This window comes from Kribbella sp. NPDC051936 (assembly GCF_040680955.1).
Lineage (GTDB): Bacteria > Actinomycetota > Actinomycetes > Propionibacteriales > Kribbellaceae > Kribbella.
Genome location: NZ_JBFAXS010000012.1, coordinates 60,226 through 81,970 on the forward strand (window position 1 = coordinate 60,226; position 21,745 = coordinate 81,970).

General features: G+C 66.2%; 22 protein-coding genes and 9 tRNA genes. 25 read left to right on the forward strand and 6 right to left on the reverse strand.

The window, feature by feature from the left end:
- Window positions 1-8 precede the first annotated feature (8 nt).
- The 14 genes from AB0L64_RS36235 to AB0L64_RS36300 all read left to right on the forward strand — a co-directional run bounded on the left by AB0L64_RS36235 (window position 9) and on the right by AB0L64_RS36300 (window position 10,082).
- Entirely contained in the window at window positions 9-752 is a 744-nt protein-coding gene (locus AB0L64_RS36235; RefSeq protein WP_363717512.1) for a GntR family transcriptional regulator, read from the forward strand.
- Between the two features lie 149 nt (window positions 753-901).
- Window positions 902-1,222, forward strand: coding sequence for a hypothetical protein (locus AB0L64_RS36240; protein WP_363717513.1), 321 nt, complete (start codon window positions 902-904; stop codon window positions 1,220-1,222).
- Window positions 1,223-1,272: 50 nt separating this feature from the next.
- Complete coding sequence (locus AB0L64_RS36245; protein WP_363717514.1) at window positions 1,273-1,632, forward strand: hypothetical protein; 360 nt, start codon at window positions 1,273-1,275, stop codon at window positions 1,630-1,632.
- Window positions 1,633-1,770: 138 nt separating this feature from the next.
- Complete coding sequence (locus tag AB0L64_RS36250) at window positions 1,771-2,616, forward strand: hypothetical protein (RefSeq protein ID WP_363717515.1); 846 nt, start codon at window positions 1,771-1,773, stop codon at window positions 2,614-2,616.
- Between the two features lie 16 nt (window positions 2,617-2,632).
- On the forward strand, window positions 2,633-3,451 hold the full coding sequence (locus AB0L64_RS36255) for an FtsK/SpoIIIE domain-containing protein (RefSeq protein WP_363717516.1): 819 nt from the start codon (window positions 2,633-2,635) through the stop codon (window positions 3,449-3,451).
- A gap of 228 nt (window positions 3,452-3,679) precedes the next feature.
- Window positions 3,680-3,997: a hypothetical protein gene (locus tag AB0L64_RS36260; RefSeq protein WP_363717517.1), complete on the forward strand. Its 318-nt coding sequence runs from the start codon at window positions 3,680-3,682 to the stop codon at window positions 3,995-3,997.
- Window positions 3,994-4,338 (forward strand): hypothetical protein, encoded by a 345-nt coding sequence (locus AB0L64_RS36265; protein ID WP_363717518.1) that lies wholly within the window; start codon window positions 3,994-3,996, stop codon window positions 4,336-4,338. The genes AB0L64_RS36260 and AB0L64_RS36265 overlap by 4 nt, the downstream gene beginning before the upstream one ends.
- Window positions 4,339-4,651: 313 nt before the next feature.
- On the forward strand, window positions 4,652-4,996 hold the full coding sequence (locus tag AB0L64_RS36270) for a hypothetical protein (protein WP_363717519.1): 345 nt from the start codon (window positions 4,652-4,654) through the stop codon (window positions 4,994-4,996).
- A gap of 2 nt (window positions 4,997-4,998) precedes the next feature.
- Window positions 4,999-6,066 (forward strand): hypothetical protein, encoded by a 1,068-nt coding sequence (locus tag AB0L64_RS36275; protein ID WP_363717520.1) that lies wholly within the window; start codon window positions 4,999-5,001, stop codon window positions 6,064-6,066.
- 14 nt (window positions 6,067-6,080) lie between these two features.
- The gene (locus AB0L64_RS36280) at window positions 6,081-6,362 is read left to right on the forward strand and encodes a hypothetical protein (RefSeq protein ID WP_363717521.1); all 282 of its coding nucleotides are present in this window, start codon (window positions 6,081-6,083) and stop codon (window positions 6,360-6,362) included.
- Between the two features lie 114 nt (window positions 6,363-6,476).
- Window positions 6,477-6,758, forward strand: coding sequence for a hypothetical protein (locus AB0L64_RS36285; protein WP_363717522.1), 282 nt, complete (start codon window positions 6,477-6,479; stop codon window positions 6,756-6,758).
- A 127-nt stretch (window positions 6,759-6,885) separates the two neighbouring features.
- Window positions 6,886-8,481 (forward strand): replication initiator, encoded by a 1,596-nt coding sequence (locus AB0L64_RS36290; protein WP_363717523.1) that lies wholly within the window; start codon window positions 6,886-6,888, stop codon window positions 8,479-8,481.
- A 31-nt stretch (window positions 8,482-8,512) separates the two neighbouring features.
- Complete coding sequence (locus AB0L64_RS36295; protein WP_363717524.1) at window positions 8,513-8,698, forward strand: excisionase family DNA-binding protein; 186 nt, start codon at window positions 8,513-8,515, stop codon at window positions 8,696-8,698.
- A 37-nt stretch (window positions 8,699-8,735) separates the two neighbouring features.
- The gene (locus AB0L64_RS36300; protein ID WP_363717525.1) at window positions 8,736-10,082 is read left to right on the forward strand and encodes a tyrosine-type recombinase/integrase; all 1,347 of its coding nucleotides are present in this window, start codon (window positions 8,736-8,738) and stop codon (window positions 10,080-10,082) included.
- 90 nt (window positions 10,083-10,172) lie between these two features.
- Here AB0L64_RS36300 and AB0L64_RS36305 read toward each other — a convergent pair.
- Window positions 10,173-10,248: transfer RNA gene (locus tag AB0L64_RS36305), tRNA-Thr, on the reverse strand.
- 1,039 nt (window positions 10,249-11,287) lie between these two features.
- Between AB0L64_RS36305 and AB0L64_RS36310 the strand changes: the two genes are divergently transcribed.
- The 8 genes from AB0L64_RS36310 (at window position 11,288) to AB0L64_RS36345 (ending at window position 13,689) form a co-directional block, all read left to right on the forward strand.
- Window positions 11,288-11,363 (forward strand) — tRNA-Pro (locus AB0L64_RS36310).
- 93 nt (window positions 11,364-11,456) lie between these two features.
- A tRNA-Arg gene (locus AB0L64_RS36315) sits at window positions 11,457-11,530 on the forward strand.
- Window positions 11,531-11,532: 2 nt separating this feature from the next.
- Window positions 11,533-11,606 (forward strand) — tRNA-His (locus AB0L64_RS36320).
- Between the two features lie 59 nt (window positions 11,607-11,665).
- A tRNA-Leu gene (locus tag AB0L64_RS36325) sits at window positions 11,666-11,739 on the forward strand.
- Between the two features lie 70 nt (window positions 11,740-11,809).
- Window positions 11,810-12,256: an HNH endonuclease gene (locus tag AB0L64_RS36330; RefSeq protein ID WP_359931479.1), complete on the forward strand. Its 447-nt coding sequence runs from the start codon at window positions 11,810-11,812 to the stop codon at window positions 12,254-12,256.
- Window positions 12,257-12,289: 33 nt separating this feature from the next.
- A tRNA-Gln gene (locus AB0L64_RS36335) sits at window positions 12,290-12,362 on the forward strand.
- A 19-nt stretch (window positions 12,363-12,381) separates the two neighbouring features.
- Window positions 12,382-12,473, forward strand: a tRNA-Ser gene (locus AB0L64_RS36340).
- 70 nt (window positions 12,474-12,543) lie between these two features.
- Entirely contained in the window at window positions 12,544-13,689 is a 1,146-nt protein-coding gene (locus AB0L64_RS36345) for an RtcB family protein (protein WP_363717711.1), read from the forward strand.
- Window positions 13,690-13,750: 61 nt separating this feature from the next.
- Here the strand turns inward: AB0L64_RS36345 and AB0L64_RS36350 are convergent, their stop codons facing one another.
- Window positions 13,751-15,310, reverse strand: a complete 1,560-nt coding sequence (locus AB0L64_RS36350) for a hypothetical protein (protein ID WP_363717526.1) — start codon at window positions 15,308-15,310, stop codon at window positions 13,751-13,753.
- 102 nt (window positions 15,311-15,412) lie between these two features.
- On the opposite strand from AB0L64_RS36350, the gene AB0L64_RS36355 reads away from it, so the two are divergent.
- From AB0L64_RS36355 to AB0L64_RS36365, 3 genes are all read left to right on the forward strand, one after another.
- A tRNA-Ser gene (locus AB0L64_RS36355) sits at window positions 15,413-15,503 on the forward strand.
- Between the two features lie 121 nt (window positions 15,504-15,624).
- Window positions 15,625-16,452 carry an alpha/beta hydrolase gene (locus AB0L64_RS36360; protein WP_363717527.1) on the forward strand — a complete coding sequence of 276 codons (828 nt, stop codon included), beginning with the start codon at window positions 15,625-15,627 and terminating at the stop codon, window positions 16,450-16,452.
- Between the two features lie 26 nt (window positions 16,453-16,478).
- A tRNA-Tyr gene (locus tag AB0L64_RS36365) sits at window positions 16,479-16,562 on the forward strand.
- A gap of 398 nt (window positions 16,563-16,960) precedes the next feature.
- Here AB0L64_RS36365 and AB0L64_RS36370 read toward each other — a convergent pair.
- From AB0L64_RS36370 to AB0L64_RS36385, 4 genes are read right to left on the reverse strand one after another with little or no spacing between them, the layout of a single operon-like run.
- Window positions 16,961-18,232, reverse strand: coding sequence for an alpha-L-fucosidase (locus AB0L64_RS36370; protein WP_363717528.1), 1,272 nt, complete (start codon window positions 18,230-18,232; stop codon window positions 16,961-16,963).
- The gene (locus AB0L64_RS36375; protein ID WP_363717529.1) at window positions 18,229-19,596 is read right to left on the reverse strand and encodes an FAD-linked oxidase C-terminal domain-containing protein; all 1,368 of its coding nucleotides are present in this window, start codon (window positions 19,594-19,596) and stop codon (window positions 18,229-18,231) included. Before AB0L64_RS36375 ends, AB0L64_RS36370 begins: the two co-directional genes overlap by 4 nt.
- Window positions 19,586-20,452: a U32 family peptidase gene (locus AB0L64_RS36380; RefSeq protein WP_363717530.1), complete on the reverse strand. Its 867-nt coding sequence runs from the start codon at window positions 20,450-20,452 to the stop codon at window positions 19,586-19,588. The genes AB0L64_RS36375 and AB0L64_RS36380 overlap by 11 nt, the downstream gene beginning before the upstream one ends.
- The gene (locus AB0L64_RS36385) at window positions 20,449-21,693 is read right to left on the reverse strand and encodes a DUF2088 domain-containing protein (RefSeq protein WP_363717531.1); all 1,245 of its coding nucleotides are present in this window, start codon (window positions 21,691-21,693) and stop codon (window positions 20,449-20,451) included. The genes AB0L64_RS36380 and AB0L64_RS36385 overlap by 4 nt, the downstream gene beginning before the upstream one ends.
- Between the last annotated feature and the right edge of the window lie 52 nt (window positions 21,694-21,745).

A 21,745-nucleotide genomic window follows, 5' to 3' on the forward strand; every position in this document is an offset into this window, starting at 1 on the left:
GGTCAGTCATGCCCCCGAAGTTGGAGCGCCCCGCTCCCCCGTATCAGCAGATCGCGAATGAGATCCGAAGCAGGATCTCGAATGGCGATCTACAGGCCGGCGACCTGGTGCCCTCGGTCCGCTCGCTGATGCGCGATTACGGTGTGGCTATCGCGACCGCCCAGAAGGCATTGTCAGCTCTGCGCGCTGAGGGATACATCAAGCCAGAGCGTGGCGTCGGAAGCCTTGTCACAACGGAAGAGGAACGCGGACGAGCGGCGAACGATCGCGTCGGCAAGGCTCGACGTACCGGCAAGGTGTACCCGACAGGCCAGTACGCGAAGATCACCGACGCGGGGCTAGGAGAGGCTACGGAGCAGATTGCCGATGCCCTCGGAATCAAGGTCGGAAGCCCGGTTATCCGCCGTGTGCGCAGGACATTCAGGGCTGACGGGAAGCCAGTCTCCGCGTCAACGTCGTACTTTCGAGGCGACCTGGCGAAGCGTGCGCCGCTCCTGTTGACCTCGGAGCGCATCCGCGAGGGCACATTCATGTACGTCGCGAACACCCTGAAGCGCAACGTCGACGCCTGGCAAGACCAGTTCGAACCGGCGATAGCAACAGCCGATCAGGCAGAGAGCCTCGGCTTGGACGATGGCGCCCTGATCATGCTCGGGCGGAACTGGATCTACGACGACGCAGGCGACGTACTGGAGTACGGCGAGAGCATCACGTACGGCCGAGTGACGTATCGGGGTCGGCTCGGCGACTGACCATCTAGGCGGTTGACGCGTACGTGTCAACCGTCAGTTAGAAATTCGTCGCGCTGAGTGCTTGAAGACTCGACATAGGTGTTCTAGTATCTGAACTAGAACACCTGCTCAACGGGAGCGGGTCGGACGCCTAGAAGGGGCGATTCCTCATGAAGCTGACCATCGACACCACGGGCAAGACGTTCACGGTCACCAAGGGCGTGGAGGAGAAGAAGGACCAGAACGACCGTCAGAAGTTCGACCGGATCACCAAGGAGCCGCTCTGGACGGTCCAGGTGATGGCGCTCGACGAGACGGGCGGCGAGATGATCAACGTGACTTTGGCCGGCAACGCCATGCCGAAGATCAACGTGGGTCAGACCGTCGTACCGGTCGAGCTTGAGGCCATGCCGTGGGCCACCAATGGGCGGAACGGTGTCGCGTACCGGGCGAAGTCTCTGAACGCTCAGGCGGCTGGCAAGGCTGCCTAGTTCTCCACTGATCCCGTGATCTCGTGCAACTGCTCAGCTAAGGGGTAGTCATGTCGCAACCGATGGAAGATCGATCCGTCACAGCGAATCAAGCACGGTCCGAGTACGTGGCCAAGTGCAACGAAATCATCGAGATCGAACTGGTGATCGTCTTCTTCGACAAGGCCATCGCCGACAGCCTGAACCGGGCTGAACCTGTCGTTGCGATCAGCAACGATGCAACCGCCGTCTACGCCTCGGAGGCGTTCTGGCAACTGCTCGACCTGTACCGCGAGGCTTGTGATCGTCGCCTCGATCTGTACGCCGCACGCGACTACGCGTACGCGGTCTGGAAGTCGGCCCCGCCCACGGAATCGGGTGAAGCCACCGCGGTTGACGCGTACGTGTCAACACCGGTCATCAATCACTAGTACAACCGCTGGAAACCAAGAACGGCCCTCGAAAGGGCCGCTCCCTGGAACTGGACACGAAGTCGGGCTCTTGGCCTAGGAAACCTTTCCCGGCTTCGTGTCTCTCCTGACGCAACCCCCTACAAGGGAGGTCTTGTCATGCCCAAATCTACCCGCACACGCTCGACGCGTCGAGCACCACGCGGCAGCGTCGCACGCGGCGCGATCGAAACCATCACCCGACCGCAGCAGACCTGGCCGGTCAAACTGCTGCTCACCGTCTGGCGCTGGCGCTGGGAACTGCTCCTGGTCGCGACCGTCGTCTACATCGTCATCGCTCACGGCGACGCGATCACCGGCTACTTCCGGTCCAACCCGCTGTGGCTCAACGCTCTGCTGATCATCGTCCTCTGCGGATGGATCGTCACCGACAACCCCGCACGCCGGTTCACCCTGAACCGGATGTGGTGTCTCATCACCCGGCACCGTCTCCGCGCATGCCTGATCGAGATGCGGATCCTGAACTACTCGGGGAACATCCCGTTCATCCTGGCGTGCTTCTCCACGAAAACCGGCCAGGTCGTCTGGCTGTGGATGCGCCCCGGCCAGTCAGTCGAAGACCTCGACAACAAGGCCGAAAGCCTGGCCTCCGCTTGTTGGGCAAGCAAGGCCACCATCGCCCGCTCGAAACGCAACGCCGCCATCGTGCGGATCGACATCGACCGCCGCGACCCCCTGGCGAAGACACACATCACCTCACCACTGCTCAACGACACCAGCGACATGCCCGAAGCGGCAGTCGCCGACGACGCCGTCATGGCCTTCCTCGCGCCAGACACCACCGACAGCGCCCCCGACGAGTCCACCACACAGCCGCCGGCCAAAACCGGCACTGCTGCTGAGACCCGCACTCGAACTTCCAAGACCAAGACCACCGCTGCCGTGAACGACAGCCAGACGGTGATCTTGGGCTCCAACGGAGAAGACGTGTCCGACTATGTCTAGCTTCAAACCGAAATCGGTGCTCCCCCGGCTCAAGCCGGGGGTCACCCCCGCACCCAAAAGTGCACTGTCCATCTACAACCCGATCTACCTCGGCCTCGACGCACGCGGCAAACGTGTCCGCGTGACGCTGATGTACCGCAACATCCTCATCGGCGGTGAACCCGGCGCGGGCAAGTCCGTAGCCCAAGGCAACATCGTCGCCCACGCCGCACTGTGCATCGACGTGGATCTCATCCTCATCGACGGCAAGATCGTTGAACTGTTGCCGTACGCACCGGTCGCGAAAGAGTTCGTCGGCAACGACATGACCAAGGCGCTCCGCGTCCTGCGGGAACTCCAGAAAGACCTGGACGAACGCTACCTGCACCTGGCACGCACAGGCCGAAAGAAGATCGTCCCCGGCGACGGGTTCCGGGCCAAGCTCCTGTGCATCGATGAGCTGGCGTACTTCACCGTCACCGTCGGCACCAAGGAACAGCAAGAAGAGTTCCGCACGCTGGTGCGTGACGTCGTCGCTCGTGGCCGCGCTGCGGGCATCATCACCGTCGCATCCACACAGCGCCCCAGCGCTGACATCGTCCCGACCTCACTGCGGGACCTGTTCGGCTACCGGCTCGCATTCCGATGCGCGACCGACTCCAGCAGCGACATCATCCTCGGCACCGGCTGGGCCAAACAAGGCCACACCGCCGTGGACATCGAACCCGAAGCCCTCGGCGTCGGACTGCTCCGTGCCGAAGGCGGATTCCCCCGCCGACTCAAGACGGCACACCTCGAAGACGACCACGTCAACCAGCTCGTCCGCCGCGCAGTACACCTCCGAAAGGCGGCATAAGCCCATGATCACCATCAAGCCCGTCCCCGCCGACGCCTTCACCAGCGTCCGCGACACCGACGGCAACACCGGCTGGCTCCACGACTGCGGAGCCTTCGTCTACTCACCCGACCAACCCCACCGCTGCGGGGTGTGCTGGTCAGCACTCCGAAACGGCCAAGCCCACAACGGATCTTGGCAACGCGCCTACGTCGTCCGAGACACCACAATCACTCAGGCGGTGGCGTCATGAGCTACTACGACGCCAACGGCGGCGAACGCGACGACCGCATGTTCATCGGCTACCAATTCACCGACGACACCGTGGCCGGCATCAACCTCGCCTGCAACGGCGAAACCCCGCTGGTCGCAATCGACCTCGGCAACACACCGATCGAACTCGAACTCATCACCGGCTCCGTCACCGCACTCAGCCAACTCATCGACGCCTGCTACGAGGCACGCGCATTGCTCGAAGAACACCTCGTACAGCACGCCACACAGACCGACACCTGGACCAAGGAACAGGTCTACGTACCCGACGACTGGACGGAGGACCAGCCATGAGCCAACCACGCAAGAGCGAGTCGGCAGCGTCCGCCTCCTACGAGTCCTGGAAGACCTACCTCCAAGACACCGACACCTTCATCACCAACGACGGACGGTTCCCCGACCGATCCCTCGTCTGGACCCCCTACAACGACGACATCTACGGCGACGGCGCCGACTACGCCTTTGGCCGTGTCCCCGTGGGCTACTGCCCTCACCACTGGGGCTGGTACCAAGGCCGAATCATCGGCCAGCACGACACCAACTGGTGGTACGTCTACCTCAACCACCAGGGCCTGCCCTTCCTGGTCCAGCGCCACGTCGCCGAACTGCGACCCGTAGTCCTCAGCGAGAAATGATGCGCGCGGCAACCAACCGGGCACACCGGCGCCGCGTGACACGTAACTGTCAAGGCCAAGAGACCTTGGCCGTCGACACCTCAGACTCCACCGCAACACCCACCGCACCGGCATCTGAGCCGGTCAAGAAGAAGACCCCGTCCAAGAAGACACACCGCTCCGAGCGAGCCGAGGACTGGGCACACACGACAGTCGGCGACCCGTGGCCCTGCGACATCTGCGGACACAACGCCTTCATGCGCGACCCCTACACCGGGCGCCCCTGTCACCTCATCTGCGCCAAAACCCAAGCACACGAAAGAGGAGAGCAATGGTGACCACAACCATCACGACCAACGACAAGCGTCACGCGTCCAGTTGGGAACTGGCCGCCGACATCGAACGTGTCACCGTCGTAGCCGCCAGAGGCGACAGCGCGCGAATCACCGACAGCTCGGCTCTGGCCATCGCCGCCGGATGGCAGTCACCCGGATACCAGGGACGGGCCTTCGCCTCCCTGGCAAGCACCGGCAGCGTCGACTTGAACGCACTCGCCGACAACATCCTCCACGCCTGGCAGGAAGCCAACGAGCGTGATCGTGACGCCCTCGACCTCCTGCTCCTGTGGGCCTACCACCACCCTTCCCTCTCCGAAGAAGACGAAAACGAGGAGGACTGACCATGACCACCGATCTCGCACCGGTCGTCCAGGTCCCTGGACAACTCGATCTCATCGACATGCCGGCCACCCTGGCACCTTCCCCCGTGACCATGGCCGCGAGGCCCGCGACCACCACGAAACTCACCGGACTTACCAACCACAACACGACCGCGCTCGCCACCATCACCGGCTGGACGGTCACCAAAACCACCGCCGTCTACAACGGCACACCCACCGCCGCACACAAAGCGGTCCAAGCCCACATGGACACTGTCCGTGCCACTGAAGGTGGACGCGCGCACGGCTACACCTCACTGATTGCCGTACGCAACAAGCTCAAGGAACTATCCACGGGCGGCAGTCACCCGGCTGTCTCGGTCACCATCAAGCGCGCCAAGAAGGCCACCACTTCGCAGACGACCCGGACTGGGTCGCCCAGGGCCCGTCTGACACGTAAGCGTCAAGACGAGTACACGACCGCGGAACTGGTCTCCGCACTCGAAACCGCCTGGACAGCGATCCGCTCCAATCACCAGGAAATCCCCGCCGTCGTGGTCATCGTCGGCTCCGGCACCGCCAGCAAACAAGCCAAGTACGGACACTTCGCCGCCGCCCGCTGGCAGCACGGCGAACACGCCCTCGCCGAAGTCCTCATCTCCGGCGAAGGGCTCAAACGACCCGTCGAACAGGTCTTCACCACCCTGCTCCACGAAGCCGCACACGCGCTCGCCAACGTCCGCGAGATCAAAGACACCAGCCGCCAGGGCCGCTGGCACAACCAGAAGTTCGCCGCACTCGCCGGTGAACTCGGCCTCGACACGACCAAAGACCCCCGCATCGGCTGGTCACCCTGCACGCTCCGGAGGGAGACGGCGACCACCTACAAGAGCGTCCTGACCGAACTGAAGAAGGCGCTCATCGCCTACCGCCACCCCGAGATGGTGGCCGGTACCTCGAAGAAGAACAACAACAACGCCATGGCGTGCGCATGCCAATGCCCACGGCGTATCCGCGTCGCTAAAGCAGTCCTCGAAGAAGGCGAGATCACCTGCGGCGTCTGCGAATCCACCTTCGAACCCGACGAGTAGCCCGAGGAGGATCGATGACCATTCAGCCAGGTGAAGGGCACGGCCTACCACCACGTGTACGCCAGACGATCATCCTCGCTCGAACGCAGGGCTATCACGTGCAGGTCAAGCGTCAAGAGCGTTACGGCCCGTACGTCGTGATCAAGCAATCGGACGACGAATACACCGGCTATTCGATCGTCCTCTACGTCGACAGGACAGGCCGACGAGTGACGCCTACCTATTTCACCCCACTGGGTGATCGACGGCTCACTCTCTCCACCGTCCGCCACATGTTGCGGATGAACACGCTGTGAACCAGTGATCGTTGCTGGCTCTCGCTTCTGGAATCCACGGGGTCCCAGAGACGAGGGCGAACACCGAATCACCGAATCACCGACACACCAACCGCTACAGGAAGGGCACCAATCATGACCACGACCTACAACGTCGACCACCGGACGTACGTCAACGCCTACGCGGAGGTCACCGTCTACCACGCCGTTGCTGACAGCACCTTTCTCTGCGACTGGGTCGCCAGCGAGCACTTGGACGGACACGACTGGTGCCCCACCGTCCTCGAACCCGGCGACGACTACACCCTCATCGCACTCGACGGACACACCGAAGGCCGCTACTGCCCCGGCTGCGGATACCAGCTCTTCGGCGCCGCCACCCTCGACCCCGCCCGCCCCGACTCAACCGCCGCTTGACACGTAACCGTCAGCACCAGCCAACCGCAGATCTTCCCGTCCCCAACCCCACCAGCACCCCGGAAACCAGCTGGCCGGCCAACAAGACTTCCCGTCCACCGACTCAACGCCCGAGAGGAGGCCCACAATGACGCACACGCAGAACGCCGCACCCGACGACACCGCCACAGCGATCGATGTACTAGCCGGGCTCCTTGGCGGCGTAGAAGTCGTTTCCGTGCACGAACCGAAGTCGAACCGGAAGTTCGTGCCCGGCGCTGACAACAGCAACACCCCAACCAACGCCGTCGAACACGCAGTCCAGCGCGCCGCGCAAACCGCGGACTACACCGCCTGGCTCGAACACACCACCTCCGCAGGCGGCTGCGTCGCCCCGATCCGGCTACGCGGTGAATCCCACGTCGTGTCCGAACGCACCGGCCGCATCATCTCCACCCGGCACACCGACGACATGCCCGGACAGGTCATCTACAAAGCCTGCGGGAATCGCCGCGCAGCCGTGTGCCCCTCCTGCGCAGCAACCTACCGAGGCGACACCTACCAACTCGTCCTGGCGGGCCTCACGGGCGGCAAGGGCATCCCCTCCACCGTCGCCCAACACCCGTCCGCGTTCGTCACCTTCACCGCCCCCACGTTCGGCCCCGTCCACGGCACCCGCTCGATCCGCACCCGCGACGGACAGATCAGGAACCGACCCTGCCGACCCCGCCGCGAACCCGACCTGTGCCCCCACGGCGTGGACCTGCGCTGCAACCAGACCCATCGCGACGGCGAAAAGATCCTCGGCACCCCGCTGTGCCTGGACTGCTACGACCACGACCACCAGGTCGTCTGGAATGCCCTCTCCGGCGAACTGTGGCGACGCACCATGGAACGCGCCAAAGACATCCTCCGCACCGAAGCCAAGAAGCACGGCGCATCGGTCAAGCTCTCCTACGGCAAGGTCGCCGAACTCCAGGCACGCGGCGTCGCCCACTTCCACGCCCTCATGCGCCTCGACGGAGTCAACCCGCTGGACCCCTCCGCCCTCGAGCCGCCCGCGTGCGCCGCCACCTTCACCATGCTCGCTGAAGCGGTACGTCGTGCCGCTGAGACGACCCGGTTCCGATCGCTGCCGCACCCCGACAACCCCGAGGGCTGGATCATCGCCTGGGGAACCCAACTCGACGTACGAGCGGTCCGGCAAGCCGTTGACGGCGCGATCACCGACACTGCTGTTGCTGGGTACCTGGCCAAGTACGCCACCAAGGGCGCTGAAGCCACTGGCCATTCCTCCGCGCGCCTCACCGCCGCGACGGTCAACCGGTATGCCAACCAGTACAGCCATGCCGGCCGATTGGTAGACGCCTGCTGGCGACTCGGACGATCCGGTTCCGACCTGGACGAGGCCGAAGCTGCCAAGAACTCCGGACGATTGTCCTACCGGCGGCTCCAGCGCTGGGCACACATGCTCGGCTTCGGCGGTCACTTCTCCACCAAGTCCCGCCAGTACTCCACCACCCTCAAGGCTCTCCGCGAGGCACGGGCGAACTGGCGACGCGATCACCACCGAACCCAAGACCACACCGAGGACGTAGAGACAACCCTCATCGTTGGCAATTTCACCTACGCCGGAACCGGCTGGAAGACCACCGGTGACGCGCTCCTGGCCAACACTGCCGCTGCCAAAGCTCGCGAACACCGGCTGCTCGTGAAGGAATTGCTTGCCGAAGACAACGACTGACACGTAAGCGTCAACGAGAGGAGGTGACCAGATGCCTGAACTTCAGATTCTGATGACGGTTGAGCAGGCTGCGAAGGCGTTGAGCGTGGGGCGTACGCAGATGTTCAAGCTCATTGCGGACGGATCAGTTCAATCCGTGCTGATCGGCCGTTCTCGCCGCGTATCCGTGGACGCGATCCGGGAGTACGCAAGGAAGTTGGAGACCTCGGCGGCATGACGTCGTCGGCGTTCGATGTGGAAAGGGATGAAGCCCAGTGAGTACGCGGAAGCCGAACCTTCGAAGTTCCATCTACGAAAGCAAGACTGACGGCAAGTGGCACGGCTGGGTGACCATGGGCGTCAAGTCGGACGGATCACCAGATCGGCGACACCGCACCGGAGCGACCGAAACCGAGGTCACCCGCAAGGTGCGGAAGCTGGAGCAGGAGCGCGACGCGGGCAAGACCAGTAAGCCCGGTCGGAAGCCAACTGTCGCCGAATGGATGATGACCTACCTTGAGACGATCTGTCCGCGACTGGTCGCCACCGGCAAGATGACACCGGGCACCCTGGACGACTACCTGTCGCTCAACCGGGTGTGGATCACGCCGTACCTCGGCAAGCATCGTCTCGATCGCCTGTACCCCGATCATCTGGACGAGTTGTACACCGCCATGGCGTTGGCCGGTCGTCAGGAGTCGACAGTACTGAAGGTTCACCGCGTCCTGAGTCGGGCCCTGGAGGTCGCACACAGGCGCGACAAGGTGGGCCGGAACGTCGCCAAGCTCATCGACGCACCCAGTGCCGGGGACGGCGAAATCAAACCGCTGACGCAGGAAGAGGCGCGGCGCATTCTGGCCGCAGCGGCCAAACGGCGGAATGGCACCCGGTGGGCTGTCGGTCTTGCTATGGGACTCCGACAGGGCGAGGGGATCGGTCTACGTTGGGAGTACGTCGACCTCGATGCAGGACAGGTTCGCGTCTGGTGGCAGTTGAAGCGCGACAAGTGGCAACACGGCTGCGCTGACCCTGTCGCCTGCTGTGAGGGCAAGCACCGGCGTCCCTGCCCGAAGGACTGTCCGAAGGCTGCACGGACCTCAGGTCGTCGCCACCGGTGCGTCGGCAAGGATGCTGAGCGGCTGTGCCCGGACGGTTGCAAGCGTCACGCCAGCACGTGCCCGGATCGGCGCGGCGGCGGTCTGGTGTTCCGGCCACCGAAGGGCAAGAGCAAGCGGACTGTTCCGCTGCCTCCCGAGCTAGTGCCGCTGCTCCGGTTGCACCGGGTCGCGCAGAACGCTGAGCGGCTCGCGGCTGGTTCCGAGTGGGAGGATCACGACCTCGTGTTCTGTCGGCCGGACGGACGACCGATCGACCCGCGCAAAGACTGGGACGACTGGAAAGCTCTGCTCGCTGTGGCCGGCGTCCGGGACGCTCGGGTCCACGACGGACGACACACTGCCGCCACGATCCTCATTGAGCTCGGCGTACACGTCCGGATCGTGCAGGAGATCCTCGGTCACTCGGACATCCGCCTGACGCAGCGGTACACACACGTTGCGTCACCGATGGCGGCTGACGCCACCCAGCAGATGGGCCGCGCTCTGTGGGGTGGTACGCCGTGAGAATGACCGAACTGCAACTCGAACTGCAACCAGCCGGACTACCCGGTCCCGTGTCGAACCGGGTTTGCGCAGGTCAGCGCGTACTTCTGGTGGAGCCGCCTGTCGGAATCGAACCGACGACCTTCTCATTACGAGTGAGACGCTCTGCCGACTGAGCTAAGGCGGCGTGTACCGAGGCAAGAGTGTAGCGGGAGGAGGGCGTGGATTCCGAATCGGATCCTTGGGGAGGGTACGCCGGGGCGCGAGGGTGTGGTCGGGGTCACTCCACAGACGGACGGCTTGGCCGGCCGGCTCGCCGTACGGCGAGCCGGCCGTTGGCGGATGGCGGGAGCACGCCACTGCGTACGACGTGGCGCACAACATCCCGTACGGCGGGAGCATGCCGTCCCGCACGCCGACGAACACCGTCTCTCAATGTGCGGGGGAAGCGCGCTGTACGACCGCGCACACCGTGCCGTACTGCGGGGCACACCACCTCATAGCGCGGGGGTACGCCGTCCCATAACCGCGGCGAGCGTTGTCTCTCGGCGTACGGCCGAAGCGCCCCGGCTCGTGGGTTCGCTGTCTCGTGTGGTGGGGGCATGTCGCGGCGTACGGCGGGCAGTGTGTGCTGGGCCCGTGGGCGCTGTCGGGTGGCGCGTGCGCCGTCCTGTGCGGCGAGAACGCCTGCCGATTTCGGAGCCGGCCGGCGGAACTGGGTGGTGGGAGTGTGCGTCGGAGGGGTGCGGGAATGACGGGGAACAATTGTTCTGGGAAATGCGTTGACTTGAGCGCGAGTGTTGGGTGAGACTATTTCCCGCAAGCGACAGAACCTGAGGAGACAGATCGTGTACGGAACGCGAATCGCGAACGAAGCCTGGCGGCCCGGCCGCATGGCTTTGTCGGCGTGCCTGCGATCTGTGGGCGATGAGGCCTTCTACCACCAGCTCAGCCCGCGTTCGGGCGGTCCGCCTGGGTGATCTTCCGCTGGGGAGATCTCCAAGCGAGCCGTCTGAGCCGGGTCCCGGCAGCAGGCGGCTCTTTTCTTTTGCCCGGTAACGGGTCACGTCGGTGCGCAATGGTTGCGGACCGGATTCCAAACCCGCGTCACGAGGGTTCGACTCCTTCCACCGATGCTTTTCCGGTATTCACGGATATCGGCACGAACAATTGACAACTGGACATTCATCGCAATTTCCCCGGGGACCGCGACGCCCCGGGGAGGACCAGCTGTAGGCCAGCGGCCAGGCCACCTCATTTGGGTTGAGGAGATCGGAGGTTCGAGTCCTCCCAGCTGGACCAGGCGCCCGCAGGATGCTTGCTACCGGCCGAGCGGGCGCCACAAGCGTGCCCTGCGCCGGAAATCCGCAGTACATCCGGCGCAGGGCGCCACGAACGCCCGTGGCTCAACCGGACAGAGCGCCTGCCTACGAAGCAGGAGGGTGCAGGTTCGAATCCTGCCGGGCGTGCTGTGTCCGAGGCAGAAGCGGGCGATGCGCCGGGATGTGGACCCGGAGGAAGCGGGTTCGAGCCCCGCCGGACACCCTGAGTGACACGGTTGCCACGCACGACGGTCGCCGTACGCAACAGAACGCAGTACCCCCGCGGCTCTGGCCCAACTGGGAGAGGCGCCTGGCTTAGAACCAGGAGGTTCAGGGTTCGAATCCCTGGGGCCGCACACTGACCGACACCGTTTTCCCCGACCTGCTGACCGCGGGTCGGGCACACTGGAGGGGAGGAGGAACCACATGAGCGGTGTGATCGTCCTGAACGCCTCGTACGAGCAGCTGCACGTCGTGTCGATCCCGCACGCCATCAAGATGCTCGTCCGCGAGGTCGCCGTCGTCGAAGAAGCGCACGACGGCGCCAGCATCGGACCGTTCCCCCTCCCGCGCGTGCTGCGGCTCGTCCGGTACGTCGTGATGAAGTGGCGCTACGCCTCCGGCCGACTGCAGTACACACGGGCCGGCGTGCTGAAGCGCGACAAGTACACGTGCGCGTACTGCGGCCGGCTCGGCGCCACCACGATGGACCACGTGGTGCCACGATCACGAGGCGGACGTGGCGAGTGGCTGAACGCCGTCGCCGCGCACTCGACGTGCAACGAGAAGAAGGGCTCGCGAACACCGGAAGAGGCCGGCATGCCGCTGTTGTGGCAGCCGTGGATCCCTTCCCGTGCCGAGTTGGCGCTCTGACGCGACACCCACCGGTGCCGCCGACGAGCGCGATGCCAGGTGGGCGACGGTGACCCACCCTCGGTTCTGACCCGAGGCCCCGCAGGTTCGAGCCCTGCCCTGGCAGCTTGTCCAAGTGGAACACGGGTGGAATAAGCCGAGCGTTGGCCTACCGGCAGCCGTCTCGAAAACGGTCGATCCTTCACCGGATGTGTGGGTTCGAGTCCCACTTCCACCACATGTACACGAACGAGGAGGGGAACGTGGAGCTTCCGGTTGAGCTGAGTGGGGCGAAGAGCTCCACGCTGATGTGGGCTCAAGAGTACGACGTCGACGCGAAGGCGCTGCAGCAGCTGCGCAACATCGCGGCGCTGCCGTGGGTGCACGGTGTCCGGGTGATGCCGGATGTGCACCTCGGCAAGGGCGCGACCGTCGGGTCGGTGATCGCGATGTACCAGGCCGTGTCGCCGGCGGCGGTCGGGGTCGACATCGGGTGCGGGATGGAAGGTGTGCTGACCTCGCTGACGGCCGCTGACCTGCCGGACGACCTGTCGGCGATCCGGTCGCGGATCGAGGCCGCCGTGCCGGTCGGCTTCCGGGCGCACGAGGACCCGGTCGGCGTACGTCGACTCGGGCTCGACCCGCGGCCGTGGGACCGGCTGTGGGGCGGGTTCACGAGTCTGCACGACGGGGTGCAGGACCGGGAGCGGAAGGCCAAGCAGCAGATGGGTTCGCTGGGCGGCGGCAACCACTTCATCGAGGTGTGCCTCGACGACGAGGACCGCGTGTGGCTGATGCTGCACTCCGGCAGCCGGAACATCGGCAAGGAGCTCGCGGAGCGGCACATGCGGATCGCGCGGGAGCTGCCGCACAACGCGGATCTCCCGGACCGCGACCTGGCGGTGTTCCTGTCCGGCACGCCGGAGATGGACGCGTACCGCCGGGACCTCACGTGGGCGCAGGAGTACGCCGCGCGGAACCGGGCCGTCATGCTCGCGCTGGTGATGCAGGCGGTGCGGGAGTCGTTCGAGGTCGACGTACGGTTCGAGCAGCCGATCTCGTGCCACCACAACTACGTGGCCGAGGAGCACTTCGACGGGCTCGACCTGCTGGTCACCCGCAAGGGCGCGATCCGGGCGGGGCGCGGTGACCTCGGGCTGATCCCGGGGTCGATGGGCACCAGCTCGTACGTCGTCCGTGGGCTCGGCTCGGAGCGCTCGTTCTACTCGGCCTCGCACGGGGCAGGCCGGCGGATGAGCCGCAACGAGGCGAAGCGCCGGTACACCGTCGACGACCTGGTCGCCCAGACCGCCGGCGTCGAGTCCCGCAAGGACGCCGGCGTCGTCGACGAGATCCCCGCCGCCTACAAGGACATCGACTCGGTCATCGCCGCCCAGTCCGACCTGGTCGAAGTCGTCGCCCACCTGAAGCAGGTCATCTGCGTCAAGGGCTGAGTTGTTCGGCTGCGCCGGTAGAGAGGTTCCGGACACACAAGGTTTCCGGAACCTCTCGACGCTAGAGCAGACCAGCGGCCTGGAGAACTGTTGCGTCCGCCTTGTAGAGATAACTGTGGCCGTGTTCGAGACTCTTCTGCGTCAGCTCACCGCCGACCTTGTCCACGTGGAAGGTCGACCAGGCGCGACACGTCTCGCAGGCTTCGCAGGTGAGGAAGGGCCGCAACAAATGCAGTCGACGGTCGCGGTCGGCCAGGTAGAGACTCCCGGTCTCGATCTTGTTGCTCGGGTATTCCATCGTGGTTGTAGGCACCACGGGGTGATCTCCCACGAGTCGCCGGAAGCTGACGGCTGCGGTCCCCCGGAAGTCGTCCCACATCACTGAGCTCACGTGGATGAGATGCAGGTCAGCGAGGAACAGTGAGCCAGCCATCAAGATCGACAGATCGTCGTATGCCTCCTCGAGGGCTGAGGGCAAGGTGACTGCATCGAGTGTCCGTCCGTGAGCCTTGTCGTTGCGTCTAGCGGACAAACGTCGCCTGGCTGCGTCTACCTCCTGCTTGCTCAGCAATGCTCCGAACTCGTGCAGCGGATGGTCGGAGGCCAGGCCACGTCGCTTCTTCGCCCCGCTGATCTCCTGCAGTATTGCTACCCATTCGCCCAGTCCCGGGCCACCCGGGCCGCCGGCCAATCGGCGCCGAAGAGCTGCTACAGAGGCCAGTTCGATACCGGCGTGGTGGGCGAGGGCAGCCGCAATCAAAGCGCTGTAACCGAGCAACACCTCGGCTGCTTCAAGTACGGCGTCATACGCCGGCCCTGGGTCACTTGTGCTCAACCGAGCCTCGAGCTCCCGCCAACGCAACGCGACCGGATACGGCATTCGAGTGCGGATGATGTAGCTGGGATCATCCAGCTGCGCAGCCGCTTCGGCCCGAAGACGGCTGAGCTGTCCGATCTGGATCACGGATCTCCGGGCGCTGTCCAAGCTCACGTCGGTGTCGAATATCAGGTCGGCGACGGCCGACGCATCGGCACTCCACTTGGACATCTGCTGACTCGCTGTGTCGAGGTCTTCGAGGGCCGTCGAGAGCGCTTCGTCAGGCGTCGGCAGCATCAAGGCCGTCAGGTCCCTGGGAGCGATTCGTGCCCGGCCGAAGCCTCCTCGAGCCAATCCGGCGACCGCTTCAGAGCGCAAGAGGGCGAGGATCAAGCGCGCATGCTCGGTCGACACTGTGGCCGTCGGCCGCAATACCAGGATGCTGCCGACGGCTGCCGCAGGCAGATCGGACTGCTCGACCCGAACTGCTTTCGGACGACCAGTGACGATCTCAGAGAGCAACAGATCGCCTGCCTGCAGGTGGTAGCGGCTGGGCACATCCGTGCGCCACACATCGGCGTCCCGATCCAGTTCTGCGATCGATCCGTCGCGACCGAGGTGCTTGAGCCACAGCAGCCTGATCGCGCCTGGTTCGTCTGGAGAACAGGAGTCCTCCGGTGCACGCGACCTGGCTGCGTAACCGCGCTGGATGGTGAGGACAGAACCGAGCGGAATGCTCAGCGCCGATCGTGCTTCCGAACTGTCGGCAGCCGGGTCCGATGGCAGATCACGGACGAAGGACAAGGTTCCCCCCTTGGACAACGATGCCGGAATCCTATGCCGGCGCACGTCGCGTGGCGCCGGAATGTCCGCCCGCCGTCAACAGGGGAGACGGCGGACGGGGTTGGTGAGATCCGCCTGTCGGTAGGGGCAGCGGTTTGCTAAACCGTCGGTCGGCTGGCATGCCGGCCCGTGAGTTCGAATCTCACTCTCACCGCTGGGTGGCCGGGACCGACCGGCCACCCTGCCAGGCTACGTGGTTGTTCGCAGTGCGGCCCGCAGCGGCCTGGGTAGTTCTTCGGAAGCGGAGGTACGGGGCCGAGATCTAGCTTGAGGGCATGACGGCACGCGAGCGGTTGCTCCAATGCCTGCCTGTCGACGAACGGCGGATCGACGTCAACGACGTCGCGACCGTCATTCTCGAGGGCGGGGACGGACCGCCGCTCGTCCTCCTGCACGGTGGTATCGAATGCGGCGGGGCTTACTGGGCGCCGGTGATCCCACAGCTGGCGGAGCGCTACCAACTCGTCGTGCCTGATGTGCCGGGGCTCGGCGAGTCCGCGGCAGTCGCTCGGTTGGATCAACAGGCGTTCGACGGCTGGCTGCAAGCACTGCTCGAGCAGACCTGTGATCGGCCGCCGGCCTTGATCGCGCATTCGCTCGTGGGGACGCTGGCGGCACGGTTCGCCGCGCGTCACGGCCACCAACTCCATCGGCTGGTGCTGTACGGCGTACCCGGGATCGGACCGTACCGGTTGCCGATCGGACTGCGCGTGACCGCTGTCCGATTCGCGGTGCGGCCCTCCGAGGCGAACATGGAGCGCTTCGAACGCCGCGCGTTCGCCGACCTCGATTCCGTACGACGCCGCGACCCGGACTGGATGCACGCGTTCAGCACGTACACGCGGAGCCGCGCACGAGTACCGCACGTCGGGCGGACCATGCGCCATCTGGTCGCCACCTGCACCAAACAGGTCCAGGACCGGATCGACGTCCCCACGACACTGCTCTGGGGCGCAAAGGACCGATTCGTACCGCTGTCACTCGCGGCAGAGGCAGCCGGCAGGCTCGGCTGGCCATTACGAGTGATCGACGGGGCCGGACATGTCCCGCACATCGAGCGACCCGCCGCCTTCGTCGAGGAAGTCACTCGAACACAAGTCTGACCAGCATTACACAACGCGTCGCCTGAGCAGGAGCGCCGTCGTGGGAGGGGCGGGGCGGGCTGTAAACCCGTTGCCTTGGGGCCTAGCAGGTTCGAATCCTGCCTTCTGCACGTACGACCAACAACAAACGAGAGAGGAGGACCGGCCGTGGCCGACCTCAGGAACAGGAAGCGAGTGCCTGGCGGCAGGACCGGTGCTCCGGTGCAGCAGGGTCACTCGATGCGACGTGTGCTGCTTGCCTGCGGGCATGTGCAGCGCGATCGGATCGCCCACCGTGGGGATCACGTGTGGTGTGAGGCCGAATGCTCCGACTGGATCCGCGTGGTCTCCGTTCAGGAGTAGCACTCACGACAGGTAGTGTCCGGCGATGGCCTAGTGCGCCTGAGCGTGAAGCGCTCCGCGCGTACAGTGTCTCGCCGGTGCACTACCTGTCGAGCGTGCCCCCTGGTGACGGAATCTCGCCGGGTTCTCCGAAGGCTCGGTTCCTGGTTCGACTCCAGGCGGGGGACTACGCGATCGTCGGGTCGAAGTGGACGGACAGGTCTGCTTCGGCTGCGGCGCGGGCGGAGAGGATGCGGACGCGTACGTCGCTAGGTACGAGAGGCGGAACCACCAGCAGGCGGCGGTGGCCGATGGTGGTGCCGTCGGCGATCTCCTGCCATGAGCCGTCGACCAACGCGTCGACTGCGAAGGATTCGACCTGCTGCCCCCGTGAGATGTCTTCCCGCAGATCGAGCACGTTCACCCGGCCGGGCAGACTCACCGGTGTGCCGTAGTACTCGCGCACCGCCGCACCGAAGGCCGTCAGCGCGGCGACGTCCGGATCGGCGAACAAGCCGCGACGGTCGGGCGGGATGTTCAGCAGCAGTACGGCGTTCCGCCCCACCGACTTGCGATAGATGTCCAGGAGCTCCGGCACCGACTTCACCGCGGCGTCCTCGGACGCGTGGTAGAACCACCCCGGCCGGATCGACACGTCGACCTCGGCCGGATACCAGCGCAGCTCGTCGGCCCGGGCCAACTCGTCCGGCCCGGCGACGGAGGGCGCCGTCTGCTCGGCCACCATCGTCCCGTTCAGGAACGGTACGACGCTCCACTCGGTCTCCCGCGCGAACCCGTCCTCGTTGCCGACCCACCGCACATCAGGCCCGCCGATCGCGATCGTCGCGTCCGGGGCGAGCCGGCGGATCAGGTCGAACCACGCGTCGTACGCATAGGTCTGCGCGCTGCTCGTCGGGTTCGCCCCGTCCAGCCAGACTTCGGCGATCGGCCCGTACGACGTCAGCAGCTCGTGCAACTGCCGCAGGTAGAACCGGTTGTAGTCGTCGACCAGGTACGAGAACTCCCCGACCTGCGACGCGACGGCCGGGCTCCCGTTGCCGTAATACCCGCCGGGCGACTTCTCCTGATAGAGGTCCGCCGGCGACAGATAGATCCCGAACCCGAGCCCGGCGGCCTGACAAGCGATGGACAGCTCACCGACGACGTCCCGACCGTACGACGCAGCAACGGTGTGCGGCAGGTACTTGCTTGGCCACAGGCAGAACCCGTCGTGGTGCTTGGCCGTCAGGATCACGCTCTTGAACCCGGCGGCGACCAGCGTGGAGACCCACTGCGAGCAGTCCAGCGCCGTCGGTTCGAACGCGGCCGGGTCGTCGAGACCTGTCCCCCATTCGAGATCGGTGAACGTGTTCGGCCCGAAGTGCACGAACGCGGTCAGCTCCTGCCGCTGCCAGGCCAGCTGCCGCGCCGAGGGACGGACGGCGGACGGATCGATCACAGCAGCACCTTCCCGGGATTGAGCAGGTTCAGGGGGTCGAAGGCGGCCTTGATCCGCCGATGCAGCTCGAGCCCGACCGGCCCGAGCTCGGTCTCCAGCCAGCGGGCCTTCAGCGTGCCGATCCCGTGTTCGCCGGTGATCGTGCCGCCGAGCCGCAGGCCCAGCTCCATCACTGCCCCGAACGCCTCCAGCGCCCGCGCCTCGGCCGCCGCGTCGTCGCGGTCGAAGACCACGGTCGGGTGCATGTTCCCGTCACCTACATGCCCTGGGCAACAGATGAGTACGCCGTACTTCGCGCTGATCTCGGCGATCCCGCGCAACAAGGTGACCAGCTGCGACCGCGGTACGGAGACGTCGTCGATCAACGTGACGCCGAGCGGTTCCAGCGCCGAGTTGACCAGGCGGCGGGCTTCGAGCAGCATCCGGGACTCCTCGGCGTCCGAGGCCTCGGCGACGTCGACGGCACCGTGTTCGGTGCAGATGGCGGCGATCCGCGCAACATCTTCGGCGGCCCGGCTGCCCCGGTCGGACTGCGCGAGGAGCATCGAGCCGACGTTCTCCGGCAGCCCCATGTCCCGGTAAGCCTGGATCGCGCGCAACGTCGGCTGATCGAGGAACTCGAGCAAGGACGGGCGCAGGCCGGAGGCCATGACAGCGGCTGCGGCGGCGATACCGTCCTCGATCGTCAGGAAGGTGGCGGCGGCGGTCAGTGCGGCCTCGGGGGCAGGCTGCAGCGCGAGCGTCGCCTCGGTCACCACCCCCAGCGTGCCTTCGGAGCCGACGATCAGCCGGGTCAGGTCGTAGCCGGCGACGCCCTTCGCCGCGCGGCGGCCGGTGCGCACGACCTCGCCCGACGCCAGGACGACTTCCAGGCCGCGCACGAAGTCCGACGTCACGCCGTACTTCACACAGCACAACCCACCGGCGTTCGTCGCGATGTTCCCGCCGATCGTCGACATCTCCCACGACGACGGGTCCGGCGGGTAGAACAGGCCCTTGTCCAGAACCGCGCGGGACAGCGAGGCGTTCACCACGCCCGGCTGGACGACGGCCACCTGGTCCTCGACGGACACCTCGAGGATGCGCGACATCCGGGACGTCGACAGCAACAGGCAGCCGTCGATCGCGTTCGCGGCGCCGGACAACCCGGTCCGCGCGCCCTGGGTGACCACCGGCACCCGGAACTCGGACGCGACCCGCAGCACCTCCTGCACCTCGGCGGTGCTGGCAGGCCGGACGAGCGCCCGCGGCGCCCCCGCCGTACAGAAGGTCGCGTGATCGTTGCGATGACTGTCCAGGACGTCCGGATCGTCGACGACGTCCTCGAGGACCGACCGGAGCCGGCCGACGAACTCATCCCTCATCTTGCTCCGCGAGCAACCGCAGGATCAGCTCCGCACGCCGCACGCGCTCCCGCCCGAGCGCCTCCGCCGTACCGGCGAGGTGCGCGCCGACCGGGTAGATGTTCGGCGCGTTCCGCAGCCCCATCTTCAGGTACACCGGCGCCGCGGCCCGGACGACATCCGGTACGTCGTAGAAGCGGACGTGGCCGCCCTGGTCGTCGGGAACCTCGATGTACATGTCGATCGGCACCGTCGTCACCGAGCGGATCTCCGCGAGCACCGGCACCGGCAGGTCGGTCGACACGTTCAGGCTGGTCGCGCCGAGCCGCTCGTACAACCGCGCGGTCGGGGCGTTCGGCAACGGCATCAGCACCGACGTCTTCAGCACCAGGTCCGACGGCAGCTCGCCCTCGATCTTCAGCTGACCGAGGATCTCCAGCACGCCGATGTCGCCGACGAGCAGGCTGCGGACGCCGAGCTCGACTGCGCGGTACGCGTCACACAGCGACGCGGCCACCTGGTCGTTGCCTCGCGCAACACCGCCGACCGCGGCCGACACTTTCGCCTGACCGCCGATGTCCCACGCGCCGCGCGGCCCGAGGAACAGGCACACCTCGACACCCGACGCCGCGCCGAGCGACAGCATCTCCTCGATCTCGCCGTCGGTCAGCATCATCACGCCGCTGCCCTGCGACACCCGGTCGATCGTGACGCCGCGCTCCTTGGCCTCCTCCAGGACCGCCGTCATCACCCGCGGCCCCTCGCAGGACGGGATCTCCACCTTGTACGGCGACCCGTCGGGGAAGGTCTTCGTGGACGCCTCCCCCGGCCGGAAGCCGCGGTCCGCGAGCAGGGCACGTGCTTCGCGAAGGTTCATGTCTCGCTCCAAGGTCCGAGTCGTCCGGCCGGCGCCAGGTCCCGCGCCGTACCAGTGATCTCCAGGTCGAATCGTTCGGCCGCCTCGGTGAGCAGGGCCGGTGTCACCATCAGCTCGTTCGGCGACAGGGTGTCCTTGATCCGGGCCAGCCGGAGCTCGGACCAGTGCCGCCGCCCGCACATCGTCACGGCCGCGAGGACGGCGGCCTCGTCGTCCTCCATCACCATCGGCAGCCGCGAGCGCCGCGCCCCGCCGGCGCCCGAGGTCAGCGCGTTCACGTAGCTGGCCCGCAGGTCGATCTGCTCCAGCAGCCGGGCCGGGATCACGTCGGCCAGGCCGAGGCCGGACGCGTTGCCGTGCGACGCCGGCGACAGCGAGTGCACGCTGATCGCGGCGATCGACGGCGACTCGAACTCGGGGATGCCGTGCACCCAGCAGCGGCCGATCACGTTCGTGTCCATCCCCGCGCCGGACTTGTCCTTGCCGAGCTCGTCGACCACGAGGACGTCGAGCTCGTCGAACGGCAGCCGGCCCAGCAGGCTCGAGGCCCTTTGCAGCAGGGCATTTTCGGCCGCTTCGGCGATCCCGTCGGCGGCCAGCAGCTCGACCGCGGCGGTCTGCTCGTGGGCGTTCTCCAGGATCGCCAGCCCGCCGAGGACCTTGCCCTGCGCAATCACCATCCGGGCCGCGGCCTCGATGTTGGCGCCGAGCGACGGGATGCCGCCGGCGTGCAGGGAGGCCGCGCCGAGGTGGTTGCCGAGCCCGATCGCGAGGATCTTCGCGATCCCGCTCTCGATCGGTCCGCGGAAGTCCGTGTGCGGCTTGATCCGGTTCACCAGCAGGACGCCGTCGGCCTTGGCGGCGATCGCGTCGTGGTGCACCTCGGTGCCGTCGGCCAGGGTGCCGACGACGACCGTCTCCATCGTCGCTTCGACGGGGCAGCCCACGGTCTCCGGAGTGATCCCGAGACCGGCGAGCATCTCGCGCTGCCCGTCGGCGGTCGCGCCGCCGTGCGAACCCATCGCCGGGATGACGAACGGCGCGGCGCCGGCGTCCCGCAGCCAGTCCACGGCCGCCTTCACCACCGGCACCAGGTCGTGGATCCCCCGGCTGCCCGCCGTCACCGCGATCCGGGCGCCGGGCAGGATTCGCTCCCGGAGTGGTTCGAGCGCCGCGCGCGCGTCGGCGTACGGGTCGGCCGACACCGGCAGATCCGTGAGGATCCGCCGGATCGGCGTCACCGGCGGGAGGGTCCCCGCAGGCCGCAACCCTCGTACCGCTTCAAAAGGTCCC

What these genes read in the sequence shown, in the direction of transcription:
- AB0L64_RS36235 (WP_363717512.1), top strand. Translation starts at nt 9, where the DNA reads ATGCCCCCGAAGTTGGAGCGCCCCGCTCCCCCGTATCAGCAGATCGCG.
- AB0L64_RS36240 (WP_363717513.1), top strand. Translation starts at nt 902, where the DNA reads ATGAAGCTGACCATCGACACCACGGGCAAGACGTTCACGGTCACCAAG.
- AB0L64_RS36245 (WP_363717514.1), top strand. Translation starts at nt 1,273, where the DNA reads ATGTCGCAACCGATGGAAGATCGATCCGTCACAGCGAATCAAGCACGG.
- AB0L64_RS36250 (WP_363717515.1), top strand. Translation starts at nt 1,771, where the DNA reads ATGCCCAAATCTACCCGCACACGCTCGACGCGTCGAGCACCACGCGGC.
- AB0L64_RS36260 (WP_363717517.1), top strand. Translation starts at nt 3,680, where the DNA reads ATGAGCTACTACGACGCCAACGGCGGCGAACGCGACGACCGCATGTTC.
- AB0L64_RS36265 (WP_363717518.1), top strand. Translation starts at nt 3,994, where the DNA reads ATGAGCCAACCACGCAAGAGCGAGTCGGCAGCGTCCGCCTCCTACGAG.
- AB0L64_RS36275 (WP_363717520.1), top strand. Translation starts at nt 4,999, where the DNA reads ATGACCACCGATCTCGCACCGGTCGTCCAGGTCCCTGGACAACTCGAT.
- AB0L64_RS36280 (WP_363717521.1), top strand. Translation starts at nt 6,081, where the DNA reads ATGACCATTCAGCCAGGTGAAGGGCACGGCCTACCACCACGTGTACGC.
- AB0L64_RS36285 (WP_363717522.1), top strand. Translation starts at nt 6,477, where the DNA reads ATGACCACGACCTACAACGTCGACCACCGGACGTACGTCAACGCCTAC.
- AB0L64_RS36290 (WP_363717523.1), top strand. Translation starts at nt 6,886, where the DNA reads ATGACGCACACGCAGAACGCCGCACCCGACGACACCGCCACAGCGATC.
- AB0L64_RS36295 (WP_363717524.1), top strand. Translation starts at nt 8,513, where the DNA reads ATGCCTGAACTTCAGATTCTGATGACGGTTGAGCAGGCTGCGAAGGCG.
- AB0L64_RS36330 (WP_359931479.1), top strand. Translation starts at nt 11,810, where the DNA reads ATGAGCGGTGTGATCGTCCTGAACGCCTCGTACGAGCAGCTGCACGTC.
- AB0L64_RS36345 (WP_363717711.1), top strand. Translation starts at nt 12,544, where the DNA reads ATGTGGGCTCAAGAGTACGACGTCGACGCGAAGGCGCTGCAGCAGCTG.
- AB0L64_RS36360 (WP_363717527.1), top strand. Translation starts at nt 15,625, where the DNA reads ATGACGGCACGCGAGCGGTTGCTCCAATGCCTGCCTGTCGACGAACGG.
- AB0L64_RS36375 (WP_363717529.1), bottom strand. Translation starts at nt 19,596, where the DNA reads ATGAGGGATGAGTTCGTCGGCCGGCTCCGGTCGGTCCTCGAGGACGTC.
- AB0L64_RS36380 (WP_363717530.1), bottom strand. Translation starts at nt 20,452, where the DNA reads ATGAACCTTCGCGAAGCACGTGCCCTGCTCGCGGACCGCGGCTTCCGG.